This window comes from Streptomyces sp. NPDC091649 (genome assembly GCF_044756785.1).
Lineage (GTDB): Bacteria > Actinomycetota > Actinomycetes > Streptomycetales > Streptomycetaceae > Streptomyces.
In genome coordinates, this window is sequence record NZ_JBIVTR010000009.1 from 199,133 (window position 1) to 216,691 (window position 17,559).

The 17,559-nt window shown below is 72.4% G+C and carries 13 protein-coding genes; 2 read left to right on the plus strand and 11 right to left on the minus strand.

Annotation, left to right across the window (positions count from 1 at the left end; all coding sequences use genetic code 11):
• Positions 1–107: 107 nt before the first annotated feature.
• The 4 genes from ACIQMU_RS17920 to ACIQMU_RS17935 all read right to left on the minus strand — a co-directional run bounded on the left by ACIQMU_RS17920 (position 108) and on the right by ACIQMU_RS17935 (position 6,640).
• On the minus strand, positions 108–1,844 hold the full coding sequence (locus tag ACIQMU_RS17920) for an ATP-binding cassette domain-containing protein (protein WP_402689193.1): 1,737 nt from the start codon (positions 1,842–1,844) through the stop codon (positions 108–110).
• A gap of 145 nt (positions 1,845–1,989) precedes the next feature.
• On the minus strand, positions 1,990–2,748 hold the full coding sequence (locus tag ACIQMU_RS17925; protein WP_352241932.1) for an NUDIX domain-containing protein: 759 nt from the start codon (positions 2,746–2,748) through the stop codon (positions 1,990–1,992).
• Between the two features lie 88 nt (positions 2,749–2,836).
• Positions 2,837–4,225, minus strand: a complete 1,389-nt coding sequence (locus ACIQMU_RS17930; RefSeq protein ID WP_352241931.1) for a DUF4192 domain-containing protein — start codon at positions 4,223–4,225, stop codon at positions 2,837–2,839.
• Between the two features lie 255 nt (positions 4,226–4,480).
• A complete protein-coding gene (locus ACIQMU_RS17935; protein WP_352241930.1) occupies positions 4,481–6,640 on the minus strand; it encodes a RecQ family ATP-dependent DNA helicase in 2,160 nt (719 codons plus the stop codon).
• A gap of 336 nt (positions 6,641–6,976) precedes the next feature.
• Between ACIQMU_RS17935 and ACIQMU_RS17940 the strand changes: the two genes are divergently transcribed.
• Positions 6,977–7,618, plus strand: coding sequence for a hypothetical protein (locus tag ACIQMU_RS17940; RefSeq protein ID WP_352241929.1), 642 nt, complete (start codon positions 6,977–6,979; stop codon positions 7,616–7,618).
• Positions 7,619–7,712: 94 nt separating this feature from the next.
• Here the strand turns inward: ACIQMU_RS17940 and ACIQMU_RS17945 are convergent, their stop codons facing one another.
• The 6 genes from ACIQMU_RS17945 to ACIQMU_RS17970 all read right to left on the minus strand — a co-directional run bounded on the left by ACIQMU_RS17945 (position 7,713) and on the right by ACIQMU_RS17970 (position 13,670).
• Positions 7,713–8,327, minus strand: coding sequence for a hypothetical protein (locus ACIQMU_RS17945; RefSeq protein WP_352241927.1), 615 nt, complete (start codon positions 8,325–8,327; stop codon positions 7,713–7,715).
• A gap of 63 nt (positions 8,328–8,390) precedes the next feature.
• A complete protein-coding gene (locus ACIQMU_RS17950) occupies positions 8,391–9,101 on the minus strand; it encodes a ribonuclease HII (protein WP_352241926.1) in 711 nt (236 codons plus the stop codon).
• 138 nt (positions 9,102–9,239) lie between these two features.
• On the minus strand, positions 9,240–11,120 hold the full coding sequence (locus ACIQMU_RS17955; protein ID WP_402689194.1) for a DUF4153 domain-containing protein: 1,881 nt from the start codon (positions 11,118–11,120) through the stop codon (positions 9,240–9,242).
• Positions 11,121–11,403: 283 nt separating this feature from the next.
• Positions 11,404–12,312: an ADP-ribosylglycohydrolase family protein gene (locus tag ACIQMU_RS17960; RefSeq protein WP_352241924.1), complete on the minus strand. Its 909-nt coding sequence runs from the start codon at positions 12,310–12,312 to the stop codon at positions 11,404–11,406.
• A 12-nt stretch (positions 12,313–12,324) separates the two neighbouring features.
• Positions 12,325–12,984, minus strand: coding sequence for a histidine phosphatase family protein (locus ACIQMU_RS17965; RefSeq protein WP_352241922.1), 660 nt, complete (start codon positions 12,982–12,984; stop codon positions 12,325–12,327).
• Between the two features lie 80 nt (positions 12,985–13,064).
• Positions 13,065–13,670 (minus strand): YdbC family protein, encoded by a 606-nt coding sequence (locus tag ACIQMU_RS17970; protein WP_356728978.1) that lies wholly within the window; start codon positions 13,668–13,670, stop codon positions 13,065–13,067.
• Between the two features lie 192 nt (positions 13,671–13,862).
• Here ACIQMU_RS17970 and ACIQMU_RS17975 point away from each other — a divergent pair, with 192 nt between their 5' ends.
• Positions 13,863–14,399: a TerD family protein gene (locus ACIQMU_RS17975; RefSeq protein WP_402689195.1), complete on the plus strand. Its 537-nt coding sequence runs from the start codon at positions 13,863–13,865 to the stop codon at positions 14,397–14,399.
• A 164-nt stretch (positions 14,400–14,563) separates the two neighbouring features.
• Here ACIQMU_RS17975 and ACIQMU_RS17980 read toward each other — a convergent pair whose 3' ends face one another.
• A complete protein-coding gene (locus ACIQMU_RS17980) occupies positions 14,564–17,458 on the minus strand; it encodes a vitamin B12-dependent ribonucleotide reductase (RefSeq protein ID WP_352241919.1) in 2,895 nt (964 codons plus the stop codon).
• Positions 17,459–17,559: the final 101 nt, after the last annotated feature.

Here is a 17,559-nt window from a genome sequence, read left to right on the forward strand (position 1 = left end):
CACGAAAGGGTGATCGGCGCTCGCTCCTCAATTGACGCCATATCTCTGCAAATCGGTCATTTCTCAGGGAGTTGCGGACCCCTGTCCTCGACTCGGGCGGACGGCGATCACCAACGCGCCTTTCCTCGAAGGCTGGTGAACAGATACGCGCAGATCAGGGCTGACAACGACAGGGCGAGCGCGGTCCCCACGGGCTGCGCCACCACCCGCGCGACGGCCAGGACCCAGTGGTCCGTCTCCTGGGGCAGTTGCCACCCGGCCAGTTCACGCAGTCGGCCCGGGAGCCCGGCGACCGAACGCGCCGAGGGAGCCGCGAGAACCTTCTGCACCAGCGGAACGACGAGCACCGGGACGGCCAGCACCGCGGCGATGCCCGCGCCGGCCACCCGGAAGACGCCGGCGGCCAACAGCCCCGCCCAGGCGCAGCCGACCGTCAGGCCGGCCCAACCCGCGCTCAGGGCAATGGCGTTCGAAGGGATCGCGATCAAGTCCGGTCCGTACACGAGCCGGAGGCTCTGCGCTCCGCAGACCACGGCGAGACCCGCGAGCAGCAGAGCGAAGCTCGCGGTCACGGTCAGCTTGGCCAGCAGCAGCCCGAGCCGCCGGGGCACGGTGCCACGAGCGGCGGCGAGTGCCGGATAGCGGAACTCGTCCCCGAAGGACAGCGCCCCGAGCACACCCGCGCCGAGCGCGGCGGGAGGGAGCGGCAGCAGCGCGGGCCACGCGGCGAGCACCCGGGGCAGCGCGGTGCCGTCGGTGCGGGCGAGCAGGACGGACACCGCGGCCGACACCACCAGAACGGCCGCCATGATCATGGCCGTTGTCCTGACGCCCAGGGAGCGTCGCAGCTCGTACCGGAGCGGGCGCAGGGGGGCGCGCGCGGGGCGCGCCCGGAGTGGGGGCGGCAACTCCGAGAGCACGACGGCGCAATCGCCCCGCACCCCTCCCCCGGCTTCCGCCGGGGCGGCGGGTCCGGTGTCGCCGATCTCGTCGGCGAGCCGGTGCACGGGGACGCCGTGCCGGTAGGCGGTGTCGCCGATCTCCGCGCAGTTGCTGCCGTACACGGTCAGCCGGCCACTCGCCTCCTCGATCACTTCGACGGAGCGCCGCGCGGCCCGGGCCTCCCGGCTGACCACGGCCGCCAGCCGGGCCGCGTGCGGGGTGCGGACGGCGACCCGGGCCCGGAGCCGGGTGCGGGCGAAGTCGGCGACGTCCTGGTCGGCGACGAGACGCCCGCCCCCGATGGTGACGACGCGGTCGGCCGTGCGGGCCGCCTCCTTGGGGTCGCCGGTGGTGTAGAGGACGGTGCCGCCCTGAGCCGCGTGCGCCCGCAACAGTCCGTACAGCCAGCTGTTCTCCCGGGGGGAGAGCCCCTCGGCCGGTTCGTCCAGGATCAGCGTGTGGGGGTCTCCGAGCAGGGCGGAGGCGACGCCGAGGCGGCGGTCCATCCCCACCGAGAGAGCCGCCAGACGCTGATCCCCGAGTCCGGCGAGACCGACGACTTCGAGCACCTCGTCGGCCCTGGCGGCCGGCACGCCGGCCGCCGCGCAGAGCATACGGAGCTGCCCCCGGGCCGTCCGCGAGGGATGGCCCGGTACGTCGCCGAGCAGCACGCCCACCTCCCGCGCCGGGTGGGCGAGGCGGTGCAGTGGCCGCCCCCGGAAGTAGGCGACGCCCCGCCCGGCTTCCAGTTCGAGCATCAGGCGCAGGGCTGTGGTCCTGCCCGAGCGGGGGGCGCCCAGCAGGGCGGTGACACGGCCGGGAGGAGCCTCGAAGGTCAGATCGCTCACGGCGGGTGGAGCGCCGCGACGGGGGGTGCTGGTGAGTCCGATGGCCTGGAGCATCGCTTTTCTCGCGTCTCTCGCGGATGGTGAGACCGCTCGGCGGCAGAGGGTTACCGCAGCAACATAACGCGACATTTGCGACTTTTTGCGCAGGGGTGGGCCGACAGGCGTTCCGCGGGGCCATCGCGGCGGGACGCCGGAAGACTCAGACCTCGGGCCGCAGCATCGGCGGATTGAGCACCGTGGCCGCTCCGGCCCGGAACAACTGAGCGGGCCGGCCGCCCTGCCGCGTGGTCGTCCCGCCGGACGGCACCAGGAATCCGGGAGTTCCGGTGACCTTGCGGTGGAAGTTGCGGGGGTCGAGGACGACGCCCCACACCGCTTCGTACACCCGGCGCAGCTCGCCGACCGTGAACTCCGGTGGGCAGAACGCCGTGGCCAGCGAGGAGTATTCGATCTTGGAGCGGGCGCGCTCCACTCCGTCGGCGAGAATCCGCGCATGATCGAAGGCCAGCGGCGCCGGGTGCTCGCCCTCCCGGCCGATGCCGGGGTGCAGCAGGTCCTCGACCGGTGCCCAGCGCGCGCTGTTGGCGTCGCCGCCCGCCCGGGGCGCGGGCAGGTCCGGCGCGAGGGCGAGGTGGGCGACACTGACCACCCGCATCCGGGGGTCGCGCGCCGGATCACCGTAAGTGGCCAGCTGCTCCAGATGCGCGCCGTTGCCCACGGCCGGTTTCGCCGGATCGTGGGCGCAGAGGCCCGTTTCCTCGACGAGTTCACGTGCTGCCGCGGACTCCAGGTCCTCGTCCATTCTGACGAAACCGCCGGGCAGCGCCCATCGGCCCTGGAACGGGGCCTCCCCTCGGCGGACGACCAGCGCGCAGAGCGCGTGACGGCGCACCGTGAGCACGACCAGGTCGACGGTGACAGCGAACGGCGGGAAAGTCGACGGGTCGTAGGGCGGCATGCCGTGATCATAGTCGTCTCCCTGACGATAAACACTCCCTTCGGCATGCTCGTGCCCGGCCCGGGCGGCGCGGACGCCGCTCCGGCCGTCATCGGCGCGTCCTGCTGCCGCGTCGGCCGTACCTCCGGGCCTCGCGCGTCCGCCGCCCGGCCACCGGGGTCCGGGGACGGATCGAGCCGGGTGACGCCTTGCCCCGCTCGGCGCCCGGGGGCCGGAGAACACGCCCTCGCCGTCGACCGCCATCGGGCAGCGGGCGGACCGTGCGCGCGCAGGGCGGGGCGCCCCGACCCGCGCCGGGGCCCGCCACCGGCTCCGTGAGCTCGGCCCCGGCGCCCGTCTCCTCGTCGGTCGCCTCGTCGGTCGCCGCGCGCAGGCAGCGGCGCAGGGCCTCCGGATCGAGCCCTTCGTTGCACGCCCGATGCAGCAGCTGGGCGAACGTGTACTCGGGGTCGGCGCGCAGCGCCAGGGACAGGGCGACCCGTGCGCCGGGCTCGTCGCCCGTGGACCAGGACACCCAGCCCGCCAGGGTGAGCGGAGCGGCGGCGTGCTCCCCGTACGCTCCGACGCAGCGCCGGGCCAGGGTCCGCCACAGGCGCAGGGCCGCCTGTGCTTCCGCCCCCTCCATCCACGCGGCGGCCCTGTCCCGGGTCTCCCGGTCCTGGAGCCCAAGGATGACGGAGGCGGCTTCGTCGGAGCCGATCAGCTGGTCGTCCCCCGCGTCCGAGAGCGCCGGGGGCGCGGGCTGTGTCTCCTCGATGCGGTCCATGAGCGAGCGGGCCAGTCGGAGCGTCTCCGCCGCGACCTCCCGCCTGGTCCGCTCGTCGAGCAGCCTGGGCAGCAGCGTGGGTCCCGCCCGGTCCAGGGCCCCCTCCTGGGCCGTCACGGCCGCCGGGGTCCGCCAGGGCTGGAGCCGCGCTTCCATGTCACGCAGCGTGCCGCGGACGTGGACGCCCGCATAGGCGGCGGCCGCCGCCATGACCGTGGTGCCGGGCATCGCCAGGGGACTTCCCTGGTCGGGGCAGCACCGGACGTCGGGACAGCAGTAGGACCAGTAACGGCCGTCGGAGATGCAGAGCGCTTCGAGGACCGGAACGTCGAGCGCTCCGCACGCCGTGCGCAACCGTTGCGCGAACGGCCTGAGGCGCTCCATGGTGTGCTGTCCGCCCGAGCCGTCCGGCGAGTCCTGGCACAGGAAGATCACGATCGCGTCGGGCCGCCCTTCCCGGCGCTCGCTCCCCGATACCAGACACTCCGCCAACTGGTCGGCGACCGGCCCCCATTCGCCGGGCGCCTGCGGAATGCCGAGGCGGAGCCGGCCGCCGAACCGGCCCCGGCCGCCGTGCAGGGCGACCATCACCACGCTGTCGTTGGGGTAGAAGCCCATGAGATACGGGAGGGCGTCGGCCAGCTCGGCGGGGCCCCGCAGGGTGATCTGCTGTCCGTCGGCCGGGCCGGTGGGTTCGCGGTGCTTGTTCATGACTCGACGGTCCCGTGCTCCGCCGCATCCCGCGACCCCTGTGGATAAAGTTTTCCACAGGGGCGGACCGTCGTTCGCGGTCGCCGTGGACGTCCGGTTGAATGGGCGTGACCGACGTCCCGTCAGGTCCGGCCGCCTGCCTCGCCTGGCGGTGTGAACGCCGGTCATCGGTCCGGCGTTCCGGGCAGTCCAGGGGCCGAGGCCCTGAGGCGGATGCCCCTACCCGGCGCCGGCCGTGTCGATCCGCGGAGGAGGTCAGCCTGCCGTGGCGAGGACCAGCGGCAGGACCTGTTCGCTGCCCGCTCTGCGGAGCAGGCGTGCGGCGACCGCGAGGGTCCAGCCCGAGTCGGTGAGGTCGTCCACGAGCAGGACGGGGCCCGGATGGCCGGCCAGGGCGTCGGCCAGTCCCTCCGGGACGGCGAAGACGCCGGACAAGGCCCTCAGACGCTGGGCGGAGTTGCTGCGGCGGGCCGCGTACACGTCTCTCTGCCCGGTGTACTCCAGCGCTCCGAGCAGGGGGAGCCGGCCGATGGTCGCGATGCCCTGGGCGAGAGAGCCGACCAGCTGCGGACGGCTCAGGGACGGCACCGCCACGACCCCCACCGGCCGGGGGAGGGCGTCCGGGGCGCCCGACGCCCAACCGCCCGGCGATCGTGCCCAGTCGGCCAGGACCGCGACCGCCGCCTGCAGGATGTCGTCGGGAACCGGCCCGTCGGGGGAGTTCTCGGCCAGCAGGGGACGCAGCCGGTTTCCCCAGCCGATGTCGGACAGCCGTCCCAGCGCGCGCCCGGTGGAGCACTGTTCGCCGGCCGGGATACGCCCCTTGAGGTCGATGCCCATCGCGGGCATGCCCGTGGGCCACATCCGGCGGGGCTCGATCTCCACACCGGGGCGGTCCAGTTCCTTCGCCGCTCCGGTCAGCGCCTCCGCCGAGACGGAGGAGTCGGTCCAGGGGCCCGCGCAGTTGTCGCAACGGCCGCACGGAGCCGCTTCCTCGTCGTCCAGCTGGCGACGCAGGAACTCCATCCGGCACCGGTCCGTGCTCGCGTAGTCCCGCATGGCCTGCTGCTCGGTCTTCCGCTGCTTGGCCACCCAGGCGTAGCGCTCGGTGTCGTACACCCACTCGGCGCCCGTGGCGGTCCAGCCGCCCTTGACCCGTTTGACCGCGCCGTCGACGTCGAGGACCTTCAGCATCGACTCCAGCCGGCTGCGCCGCAGATCCACCGCCGCCTCCAGGGCGGGCACCGACAGCGGCCGTCCCGCGGCGGCGAGCGCCGAGAGCGTCTGGCGGACCTGCTCCTCCGGCGGAAAGGCGGTGTCGGCGAAATATCGCCAGATGGCCTCGTCCTCCTTGCCCGGCAGCAGCAGCACCTCGGCGTGGTCGACGCCACGGCCCGCACGCCCCACCTGCTGGTAGTACGCGATCGGCGACGAGGGGGAGCCGAGATGGATCACGAACCCCAGGTCCGGCTTGTCGAAGCCCATCCCGAGCGCGGAGGTCGCAACCAGGGCCTTGACCCGGTTCTCCTGCAGATCGACCTCGGCCTGCAGCCGGTCGGCGTTCTCCGTCTTGCCCGTGTAGGAGGCCACGTCGAAGCCGTGCTGACGCAGGAAAGCGGTCGTCTCCTCGGCGGCGGCCACCGTCAGCGTGTAGATGATGCCGGAGCCCTGCAACTCGTCCAGGTGCTGAACGAGCCAGCCCAGACGGTGCGCGGCGTCGGGAAGCCTGACCACCCCCAGGCGCAGGCTCTCCCGGTCCAGGGGGCCGCGCAGCACCAGGGCCTCGCCGGCACCGGTGCCCAGTTGCTCGGCCACATCCGCCGTTACGCGGGCGTTGGCGGTCGCGGTGGTGGCCAGCACCGGCACACCGGCGGGGAGCTCGGCCAGCATCGCCCGCAGACGTCGGTAGTCGGGACGGAAGTCGTGCCCCCAGTCGGAGATGCAGTGCGCCTCGTCCACCACCAGCAGACCGGTCGTGGCCGCGAGCCTGGGGAGTACCTGGTCACGGAAGTCGACGGAGTTGAGGCGTTCGGGGCTCACGAGGAGCACGTCGGTCTCGCCACGCTCCACTTCCCCGTAGATGGTCTCCCACTCCTCCGGATTCGCCGAGTTGATCGTCCGCGCCTGGATCCCGGCCCGGGCCGCCGCATCGACCTGGTTGCGCATCAGCGCCAGCAGCGGCGAGATGATCACCGTGGGGCCGGCGCCGCGCCGGCGCAACAGCGCGGTGGCCACGAAGTACACCGCCGACTTGCCCCAGCCGGTGCGCTGCACCACCAGAGCCCGCCGGTGCTCCTCCACCAGAGCCGCCACCGCCTGCCACTGGTCCTCCCGCAGCCGAGCCGGCCCCCCGGGGTCGCCGACGAGCTCGGCGAGGACGGCGTCGGCTTCTGTGCGCAGATCCAGTTCTTCCATGCCCCCATGCAACCCGATGGCACCGACAATTGCCCACTTCGCTCGCGTCACCGCCTCTCGGGGCGGTCCCCGGACGGCGGAGACAGGCGCGTTTGCGCTGGTCCCCGTGGCTCAGGGGTGGCGGAGGGAGTCATCCGGCCGGGTCTGGGCAGGGATATCAGTGTCATTCCGGCTGATACCCGTCAGCCGCAGCAATTGCTCGTTGCCGCCTGCCGATGGGCCAGGGAGAATTGGAGCCGCCCCCGCACAGTTCCTCATCGGGCCCGGAAGGGCTGTGCCGCGGCGCGCCCTCACCCGACCCTGCCCGCACCACGGGCGCGTAGCGAAGGGAGGACCGTGACCTTCGGATTCGCCCCGCCCACAGCCACTTCGGCGACGGCGTCCTCGGTGTCCGCAGACTCCGACAACCGCCTTGCCCGGATGCTCGAACCAGCGGAGTGGGCCTCGGCGGGCATACCCCTGCTCCGCAGCCCCCGGGAGGTGGTCGGGGGACTGCACTCCCGGCACCGGCCGACTCCCGCCACCGCCGTGGTCGCTGTCCTCGATCATGAGGAACGGCTCACGGCGAGCGCCTCGTTCGTCCGGCGGACGACGGTGGCCGCTGACGGCTGGGAGTTCCGCAACGCGCTGTTGTCACAGCTGCGGCGGGTCATCCCGCACGATCTGCGCCGCCGTACCCCGGTCCGTACGGCCGTCCTCCTGTACTGCCGTGACGGCGACGAACGGTGGACCGAGGAGGACGGCGCCTGGATGTGGGGCCTCCGGGACGCCTGCACCCTGCACGGCCTGCGCTGCGGTGCCTACATCACGCTGACGCGCGGGGGCTGGCAGGTGCTCGGCGAGGAAAGGGGCGGGCGGCGGCCCACTTCGCTGTCCGAGCCCTCGCCCCTGGCCGACGCCGTCGCCGGCCACGAGGCCGCCCCGACCCGGCCGGGAAGCGCCGCGGTGGAGGCGATGCGCCGCACCGCGGCCCGTTGAGCGGGCGCTGAGCCTCCGCCGGGCGGCCGGGGAAACCGGTGGTGCCTCCGGCCGCGCCCGTGCGGACGCGGCCGGAGGCACCGATGGGACGTGCTCAGACCCCGGCGCCGAGCGCGGAGTTGATCGTCTGCGGGTCTCCGCAGACGATCAGCAGCGCCGCGGCGCGGTCACGGGCGACGGGCAGTGTACGGGCCACTGCCCGGTCGTCGTTGACCGCGACGACGACCACGGGCCGGGGACGGGCCCGGTCGGCCGCGGCGGCGGCGGCGAAGAAGACGTCCTCGCCCGCGTCGTGCTGGGCCCAGTACGCGGCTTCGCCGAAGGACAGTTCGTGGGCGGCCCACGGGTGCTGCTCACCGGTGGTGAGCACCAGGATGTCACCCGGTGCGCGACCGGACTCCAGCAGCACGTCGACGGCTTCCTCGGCCGCGGCGAGTGCGCCGGCCGCCGCGGCCGGGATCAGCTGGATCTGCGGCACGGAGGGGCTCTCCGCCGGCGCGGGCGCCGGAGCCGCGGGGGCGGGGTGGGCGCGCTGCGCCGGGGGCGCGGGACGCGCGGGTGCGGGACCCGGGCGGCCGGGACGCGGGGTGGCCGCGGAACGCGGACCGGGGACGGGACGGGGGGTCGGCGCGGTGCGGCCGGCGGCCGGAGTGACGCGGGGACCCTGGGCGCTCTCGGGAATCTGAGGCTCCTCGGAGATCAGAGGCATGACGGTGGTCTGTGGCGAACGCCGATGTCGTCGGCGTCGGGTAAAAGGGGCGCGTGTGCGCGATCAGAAGTCGAAGCCGAGCTGGCCCCCGCTTTCGAGTGCGGCCGCCTCGGCGGTAAAACGGACCTTCTTCAGGTGCTGCCACCGGGGCAGCGCGTCCAGATACGCCCAGGAGAGACGGTGATGGGCCGTGGGCCCCCGTTCCTCCAGCGCGGCCCGGTGCACGGGCGAGGGGTACCCCGCGTTGGCACCGAAGGCGAAGTCGGTGCAGTCCTCGGACGTGGCGCCCAGCTCGGCCATCATCCCGTCCCGGTGCACCTTGGCGATCACCGAGGCCGCCGCGACCGCGATACAGGACTGGTCGCCCTTGATCACGGTCCGGACCTGCCACGGAGCGCCCAGGTAGTCGTGCTTGCCGTCGAGTATCACCGCGTCGGGCCGGACCGGCAGCCCGTCCAGGGCCCGCACGGCGGCGAGCCTGAGCGCGGCGGTCATGCCCAGGTCGTCGATCTCCTGCGGCGAGGCGTCGCCCAGGGCGTAGGCGGTGACCCAGTTCCGCAGCACGGGAGCGAGCTCGGCGCGCCGCCGGGGGGTCAACAGCTTGGAATCGGTGAGTCCTTCGGGCGGTCGGCGCAGTCCGGTGACCGCCGCGCACACGGTGACGGGGCCGGCCCACGCACCGCGTCCGACCTCATCGACACCGGCGACGGTCCTGGCACCGGTGGTAGCGCGAAGCGAGCGCTCGACGGTGTGCGTGGGTGGTTCGTACGGCATGGCGCCAGCCAGCGTACGCCGAAGGCCCCGGCAGCGACACCCCGGGGCGCCGTGCCGTCCGCGAATCCGCCGCCGGAGGCCGGTTCACGGGTCCGCGGCCGCCCTGGATGCGCCGGCTCAGGCTCTGGATGTGCCGGCTCAGTACGGGTCGTAGCCGTCGCCGTCCGGCCCGTAGCCGTCGCGGGACCGGTCCCCGCCCACGCCGTAGCAGTCGCGGCCGTCGCCCTTCACCGGACGCTTCTCCAGGATCTCCCTCGCCCGCGCCTCTCCGAAGCTGGTGGCGTACCAGGGGGTGTCAGCGTGGAGCACCTCCCTCTGGATGAGCCGCAGCGCACAGGAGCGTTCCGGTTCGGGCAGTCGGTCCAGGGCCGGTACGGCGTCGGCGGACAGATCCTCGACGTAGTCGATGTCGATGCCGGTCGAGTCGCCGTTCTGGAAGCGCTGGACGTTCTGCTCGGCGATCACTCCGTCCGGCGACAGCAGACCGAAGGCCAGCACTCCGGCCGCCGCGCTCACCGCGACGGCCCGCGGCAGGAACCGGGCGCCGAAGACCCCGGCCGCCAGAATGAGAACCAGCACCACCCCGAGCCACAGCTCCATCGCGGCGACGGATATCCGGAGCCGGGTGAGGCCGTACTCGTGGACGTACAGGTCCATGCGGCGCAGCGCGGAGGCGACGACGACGAGGGTGAGCACGCACAGGGGGCCGAGGACGGCACGGACCAGCGTCCGGTCCCGGCTGCCGCCGCGCGGCGCCCAGCGCAGTGCCAGGGCGATCACCAGGAGGGTCAGCAGCGTGGCCCACAGCAGCTGCCAGAAGCCCTGGCGGGCGTACTCGGCGTGTTCGAGCCCGGTCTCCGCCCGCACCTTGTCGTAGCCCCCCAGGAGGACGACGAGCTGGAGCGTGATGAACGCGGCGAAGAGCAGGTCGAGGACGATCAGCGGAAGGGCCCATTCGACCCGCCCGCGGGGCGTGCCGCGCCGTACGGCGAGCCCGTCCCAGCGCACCGGGGCCGCCGCGGCGTACGCGGCGGCGAGCCCGCCGGCCAGCCCGAACGCGAACAGGAGGATCCGCCACGGCCCCTCACCGACCGAAGCCTCGGGCATGAGGCTGCCCAGCAGTTCGGCGAACGCGGCGTCCGCGCCGGCGAAGAGGGCCCCGAACACCACCAGAAGCACGAGAGCCACCGCCGTCGTGCGCAGGGCGGCGCCCCAGCGCGCCCGGGAGCCGCCGGCTCGCGCGCGTATCCCCCGCACGCCCCAGATGACGCCGGGAACGACCGAGTCGAACAGACCCAGCGAGCCGATCAGCACGCCCGGCCAGCTGCGGCTGCCGTGCAGCGCCAGCGAGCCGAGCGCGAAGGCCGAGGCCACGGCGAGGAAGGTGGGCCAGCCCGCGTCCCGCAGCACCGGCACCGCGAGCAGCGCGAGCCCTCCCACCGCCCAGACCGCGGTCCAGGGTCGCAGCCGGCGGCCCGCCGACCGCGCGGCGAAGAACGCGGCCAGCGCGGCGGGCACCGCCACGATCAGGAGGTTCGCTCCGAGTCCGTCACGCAGGAAGAGCGCGCACAGGACGGCGGTGGCCAGGGCCGACCAGAGCACGCCCGGCGGGATCAGCGACGGAGCGGCCGGACGGAGCCGGGCCGTCGCTCCGTCGTTCTTGGCTCCGGGCGCCGGTGCGGTGTGCTCCCGGGGGTCGACCGGCTTCCCGGCCCCGGGCGCCGCCTGGGCCGCCCGTTGACGCTGGGCGCCGGAAGTCCGCGCCGGGGCGGTTGCCCGCGCCGCGCCGGCGGAGGGAGCATCGGCGGACGGAGCGTCGGTGGACGGAGCATCGGTGGACGGAGCATCGGCCGGCTGCGTCCCCTCCGCTGTCGGCGGGTCGGCGGACAGAGCATCGGCCGGCTGTGCCGCCTTCGCTGTCGCCGCGTCGGCGGCCGTCGGCGGTTCCGGCGGCCGGGGCGCACCGGCTTCCCCGGACGTGTCCGGCGGTCCGGAAGCCTCGGGCGGTTGATCGGACATGGGACCCCTCCCCCGCCGGTCCACGCGCGGCTCGGGGCCGTACGCCTGTCCCGGCGTCTCGTTCGGCGCCCGCCCTCAAGATCAAACAGGGGCGGCGTGGCCGAAAGAGTAGTCCCGAACTCCCGTTCGCAGACACACAGAGTGATCCTGTGGCAGGACCGTGACAGATACCTGCCGGCCCACGGGCGAGGAGCCCGTCAGCGATCAGCGCTCAGCCGTCGGCGACGGCACGGGGGCCCGTTCGGCCCCGGGCCGGGCGGGGGAGCCGCAGGGCGGTGCGGAGTCAGCGCAAGGACAGGGCCAGCCACGGCGGTGGTTCCTCCGTCTGTGCCAGCCAGCCGGCAGGCGGCGCTCCGGCCTCGCCCGAGGAGACGACGCCGCCGACGATGGCGCACGTCGTGTCGACGTCACCGCCCGCCTGGGCCGTGACCCAGAACGCCTCCTCGTAGTCCCCGAGGCTCCTGGCGGCCGACCAGAGGGCGAAGGGCACCGTGTCGTGGGCGCTGGTCCGGCGGCCGTTGCCGAGGACAGCGGCGACCGTCCCGGCGTCCCGGTAGTCCAGCATGTCGCGGGCCCGGCGCAGCCCCGCGCCGACCGCGCTGCGGGGCACGAGCGCGATGACGCCGTCGAGGAGGTCCTCGGGGCTCGGCGGTCCGTCGGGGGAGGCGGCGAGCGATGCGGCGGCGGCCACGGCCATGGCGCCGACGACGGCCTCGCGGTGCTGGTGGGTGGGGTACGAGGAGATCTCCGCCTGGTGCGTGGCCTGCTCCGGGTCATCCGCGTACCAGGCGCCGAGCGGGGCGATGCGCATGGCCGAACCATTGCCCCAGGAGCCCTGGCCGTTGAACAGCGCCGAGGAGAGTTCCCGCCAGTCGCCGCCCTCCCGCACGAGCCTGAGGAGCCGGTTGACGGCAGGGCCGTAACCCCGGTCGAAGTCGTGGTGCTCGGCGAAGGAGCGGGCGAGCGCGTCCTGGTCGACACGGCCGTGCGCGGTGAGCACGGCGAGGACCGAACAGGCCATCTCGGTGTCGTCGGTCCACTGCCAGGGCCCGGGGGGCAGGGCCCGCTGTTTCAGCAGGGGGTAGTTGACGGGGACGAAGAACTGGGAGCCCAGGGCGTCTCCCACGGACAGCCCACGCAGGCTGGCCAGGGCGCGTTCGAAGCGCCGCTCGGAAGCAGAATCAGCGGTCATCGCCCCACCACTCTATCCGGTACGGCCGTACGGCTCGGGGGTGCGCCAGCGCAGAAAGGGCCGGTCGAGGGTGTAGCGGCCGTTCTCGCCCAGCAGCAGGGTCCGCGTCTCGCCGTTGCCCGGGTTGGACAGCGACTCGAACTCCGCGACCGACCAGTGGAACCAGCGCATGCAGAAGAGCCGCATCGTCAGGCCGTGGGTGACCAGCAGGACGTTCTCGGGATGGTCCGGCTCCTCGAAGCTCCGGTGCAGGCTCTCCAGGAACGCCCCGACCCGGTCGTAGACGTCGGCGCCGGACTCGCCCTGGGCGAAGCGGTAGAAGAAGTGCCCGTAGGCGTCCCGGTACGCCTTCTGCAGCCGTACGTCGTCCCGGTCCTGCCAGTTCCCCCAGTCCTGCTCGCGCAGTCGGGGCTCCTCACGGACCCGGACGCGTGTCTGGTCGAGGCCGAAGGACGCGAACGTCTCGTGGGTGCGGCGGTACGGCGAGACATAGACGCTCACCCGTTCCTCGCCGAACTGCCGGCGCAGCCCCGCCCCGGTCTCCCGGGCCTGCCGCAGACCGGTGGCGGTGAGCCGGAGCGCGTGGTCCGGCTCCCGCTCGTACACCGTGTCGTCGGCGTTGCCCTCGGACTCGCCGTGCCGGGCGAGGACAATGCGCTGCGGTCGTGCCATGACACGAGCCTACGGGCTGTCCGGTGAACCGGGCCGGGCCGCCCCCGCGGGGCCGGGTGTCGTGCGCGCCGCCGGGCGGGTCACACCGTCCAGGACGGTTCCAGCTCCACGACGTCACCCGTCAGCTCGATCACGTCCGTCTCGGTCTGCGCGCGGGCCGCCAGCCGCTCGGCCCCGGCGGCTCGGTATTTGCCCCGCTCGGCGCTCGACCTCCACAGGGACAGCGCCAGGAACTCGTTGCCGGGCGCCTCGCCGAAGACTCCGCGCAGCATGCCGGGTGATCCGGCCATGGCGGGGTTCCACACCTGTCGCTGCATCAGCACGAAGTGCTCGGCGCGCTCCTCGTGCACCCGGCTGTGGGCGACCCTGACGACGTCCGCCTCCGCGAAGTGGGGCTCGAAGCCCGTCTTCACGTCGAAGCGGCGCTCGAAGAGCGTGACCTGCATGTCGCGGAACATGCCCGCCTGACCGGCCCCCGGCCGGTCCTGACCGCGGGCCATGAAGGAGTCGTAGAAGACGCGGTTCTCCCAGAACGCGAAGACATGGGCGACGTCGGGGCGCGTTCGGCTCCACCCGCCGCCCTGTCCCCTGAACCCCGGCTCGCCGAGCAGCCCCGCCCACTTCCGCTGTCCCCGTTCGAAACCATGACGGTCCACCACGGAGCAGCGAATCCACTTCACCAGCACCGCGCCATCGTACGGCGCGGAGCGTGGCACGCGTCACGGTCGCGGGTGGACGCGCTCCGACCGCCGGATGGCCCGAATCCGCCGTCCGTGGCCGGGGCAGTTGGTTCCGCGGCCGGTTCCGTACATGATCGGGTGAATCGTGTATCGGGTGATGAGAACGGTCCGCGGGCCGTCGGCCGGGAGGGAAGTCCCTTGAGCACTCCTAACAAGGACATCGAGAAAGTCGAAGTACGGGTCAAATGGGACCCCAGTCCGCACGGCACGGCGGCCAACGACCTCGACATCATCGCGGCGACCTACTCGGCCGACGAACCGTACGGTGCTCCCGTCTACCTGGTGCACTTCGACAGCCGCTCCCCGGACGGCACCATCACGCTGAACCGGGACAGCCGGACCGGCCAGGGCTTCGGCTTCGACGAGGTCATGACCATCGAGCTGAACCGGCTGGCGGACACGTACGGACGGGTGGTGGTCGGTGTCGCCATCCAGCAGCGCGACGGCCACAAGGCGTTCGGCGACATAGAGAACACGGCGATGGAGATCCTCGAGGGCTACACGGTCCTGACCGAGAGCGACTTCTCCGATGTGGCGTGGGCGACCGCGGCGGTCGTCGGCGAGTTCACCCGGGACGGCTCCGGGGCCTGGGGGTTCGGACCGGCCGTGCGCGGCTTCGACGGCGACCCCGACACGTTCGCCGCGGTGATGGGGAGCCGGGCCGCCGAAGGGTGACATCGGCCAGTTCCGGACAACCCGGCGCAGGTGCCGGTGAGGCGCCGGAGAAGGTCTCCACGCGCGGAAGGGGACCGGCCGCCGGCCGGTCCCCTTCGTGAGCCGTAGCTCGGTCACGCGTACGGACTGCGTCGCACGTGGTGGGCGACGCGGTTCCGGGTGTCTCAGCTGCAGCCGCTCGTCGAGCCGCAGCCCTCGCAGATGTAGCAGGAGCCGGCGCGCTGCATCTTCGTACCGCAGGAGAAGCAGAGCGGCGCGTCGGCGCTGATGCCGAGCTGCATCTCGACCAGTTCGGCCGAGGTGTGCGCCGTCTTCGGCGCGGGCTTCTCAGCGGTCTCCTGCGGAGCCGCCACCACCTTCAGGGGCTCGGGGTCGACCGGCGACGAGGCCAGGCTCTCCGTGTCCAGACCGTCCGCCTCGAACGACGGCTCGTAGCTGCCGGTGTCCAGGTGGCGCTGGCGTTCCTCGGCGGAGTGGATGCCGAGCGCCGAGCGGGTCTCGAAGGGCAGGAAGTCGAGCGCCAGGCGACGGAAGATGTAGTCGACGATCGACTGCGCCATCCGCACGTCCGGGTCGTCCGTCATACCGGCCGGCTCGAAGCGCATGTTGGTGAACTTCGAGACGTACGTCTCCAGCGGTACGCCGTACTGCAGACCGACCGAGACGGCGATGGAGAAGGCGTCCATCATGCCCGCGAGGGTCGAGCCCTGCTTCGACATCTTCAGGAAGACCTCGCCGAGACCGTCGTCCGGGTAGGAGTTGGCGGTCATGTAGCCCTCGGCGCCGCCCACCGTGAAGGAGGTGGTGATGCCGGGACGGCCCTTGGGGAGGCGCTTGCGGACCGGGCGGTACTCGACGACCTTCTCGACCGCCGTGCGGATGGTCTCCTCGGCCTTCGCGGTGACCTCTTCCTTCTCCTTGTCCTTGGTCTTGGCGGAGAGGGGCTGGCCGACCTTGCAGTTGTCGCGGTAGATCGCGAGCGCCTTGACGCCCATCTTCCACGCCTCGAAGTAGACCTCCTCGACGTCCTCGACGGTGGCCGTCTCGGGGAGGTTCACCGTCTTGGAGAGCGCGCCGGAGATCCACGGCTGGATGGCCGCCATCATCCGGACGTGGCCCATCGCGGAGATGGAACGCTCGCCCATCGCGCAGTCGAAGACGCTGTAGTGCTCGGTCTTCAGGCCGGGGGCGTCGACCACGTTGCCGTGGTCGGCGATGTGGGCGACGATCGCCTCGATCTGCTCGGGCTGGTAGCCGAGGCGGCGCAGCGCCTGCGGCACCGTGCCGTTGACGATCTGCATCGAGCCGCCGCCGACCAGCTTCTTGAACTTGACCAGGGCGAGGTCGGGCTCCAGACCGGTGGTGTCGCAGGACATCGCGAGGCCGATGGTGCCGGTGGGCGCGATGACCGATGCCTGCGCGTTGCGGAAGCCGTTCTTCGCGCCGAGCCGGATCACGTCCTGCCACGCCTCCGTCGCGGCGGCCCAGACCGGCGAGTCGAGGTCGTCGACGTGCACGGCCTTGGCGTTGGCGTCGGAGTGCTGCTTCATGACGCGCTGGTGCGGCTCGGCGTTGCGGGCGTAGCCGTCGTACGGGCCGACGACCGCGGCCAGTTCGGCGGAGCGCCGGTAGGAGGTGCCGGTCATCAGCGAGGTGATGGCCCCGGCCAGCGCGCGGCCGCCGTCGCTGTCGTACGCGTGGCCGGTCGCCATCAGGAGGGCGCCGAGGTTGGCGTAGCCGATGCCCAGCTGGCGGTAGGCGCGGGTGTTCTCGCCGATCTTCTGCGTCGGGAAGTCCGCGAAGCAGATCGAGATGTCCATCGCGGTGATGACCAGCTCGACGACCTTGGCGAAGCGCTCGGACTCGAAGGACTGGTGGCCCAGGCCGTCGTCCTTGAGGAACTTCATCAGGTTCAGCGAGGCGAGGTTGCACGAGGTGTTGTCCAGGTGCATGTACTCGCTGCACGGGTTCGAGCCGTTGATCCGGCCGGACTCCGGGCAGGTGTGCCAGGCGTTGATGGTGTCGTCGTACTGGATGCCCGGGTCGGCGCACGCCCAGGCCGCCTCGGCCATCTTGCGGAAGAGGGACTTGGCCTCGACCTCTTCGATGACGTCGCCGGTCATCCGGGCGCGCAGCCCGAACTTGCCGCCCGCCTCGACGGCCTTCATGAACTCGTCGTTCACCCGGACCGAGTTGTTGGCGTTCTGGTACTGGACGGACGTGATGTCGTCGCCGCCCAGGTCCATGTCGAAGCCCGCGTCGCGCAGGGCGCGGATCTTCTCCTCCTCCTTGACCTTGGTCTCGATGAAGTTCTCGATGTCGGGGTGGTCGACGTCGAGGATGACCATCTTGGCCGCGCGGCGGGTGGCGCCGCCCGACTTGATCGTTCCGGCGGACGCGTCGGCGCCGCGCATGAACGAGACCGGTCCGGAGGCGTTGCCGCCGGAGGAGAGGAGCTCCTTGGAGGAGCGGATACGGGAGAGGTTCAGGCCGGCTCCGGAGCCGCCCTTGAAGATCATGCCCTCTTCCTTGTACCAGTCGAGGATCGACTCCATGGAGTCGTCGACGGCCAGGATGAAGCAGGCGGAGACCTGCTGCGGCTGGGGCGTGCCGACGTTGAACCAGACCGGGGAGTTGAAGCTGAAGACCTGGTGCAGGAGGGCGTACGCCAGCTCGTGCTCGAAGATCTCCGCGTCCGCGGGAGAGGCGAAGTAGCTGTTGTCCTCCCCGGCCTTCCGGTACGTCTTCACGATCCGGTCGATCAGCTGCTTGAGGCCGGTCTCGCGCTGCGGCGTGCCGACAGCACCGCGGAAGTACTTGCTGGTGACGATGTTGACCGCGTTCACCGACCAGAAGTCGGGGAACTCGACGCCACGCTGCTCGAAGTTGATCGAGCCGTCGCGCCAATTGGTCATGACGACGTCACGGCGCTCCCACGCCACCTCGTCGTACGGATGCACGCCGGGGTTGGTGTGGATGCGCTCGATACGCAGACCCTTGCTCGCCTTGGCGCCCTTGGTGCGGGTACCTCGTGCCGGGCCGCTCGCCGTCTCTGTCATGCCGCCTCCCATATGTGGGCGAAAACGCCCTGAAGTGCCCAGATCTTCCCAGGCACAATGTGTGTCCGATGCTCCGGAAGCCGCGCTCGGCCCCCGGCAGC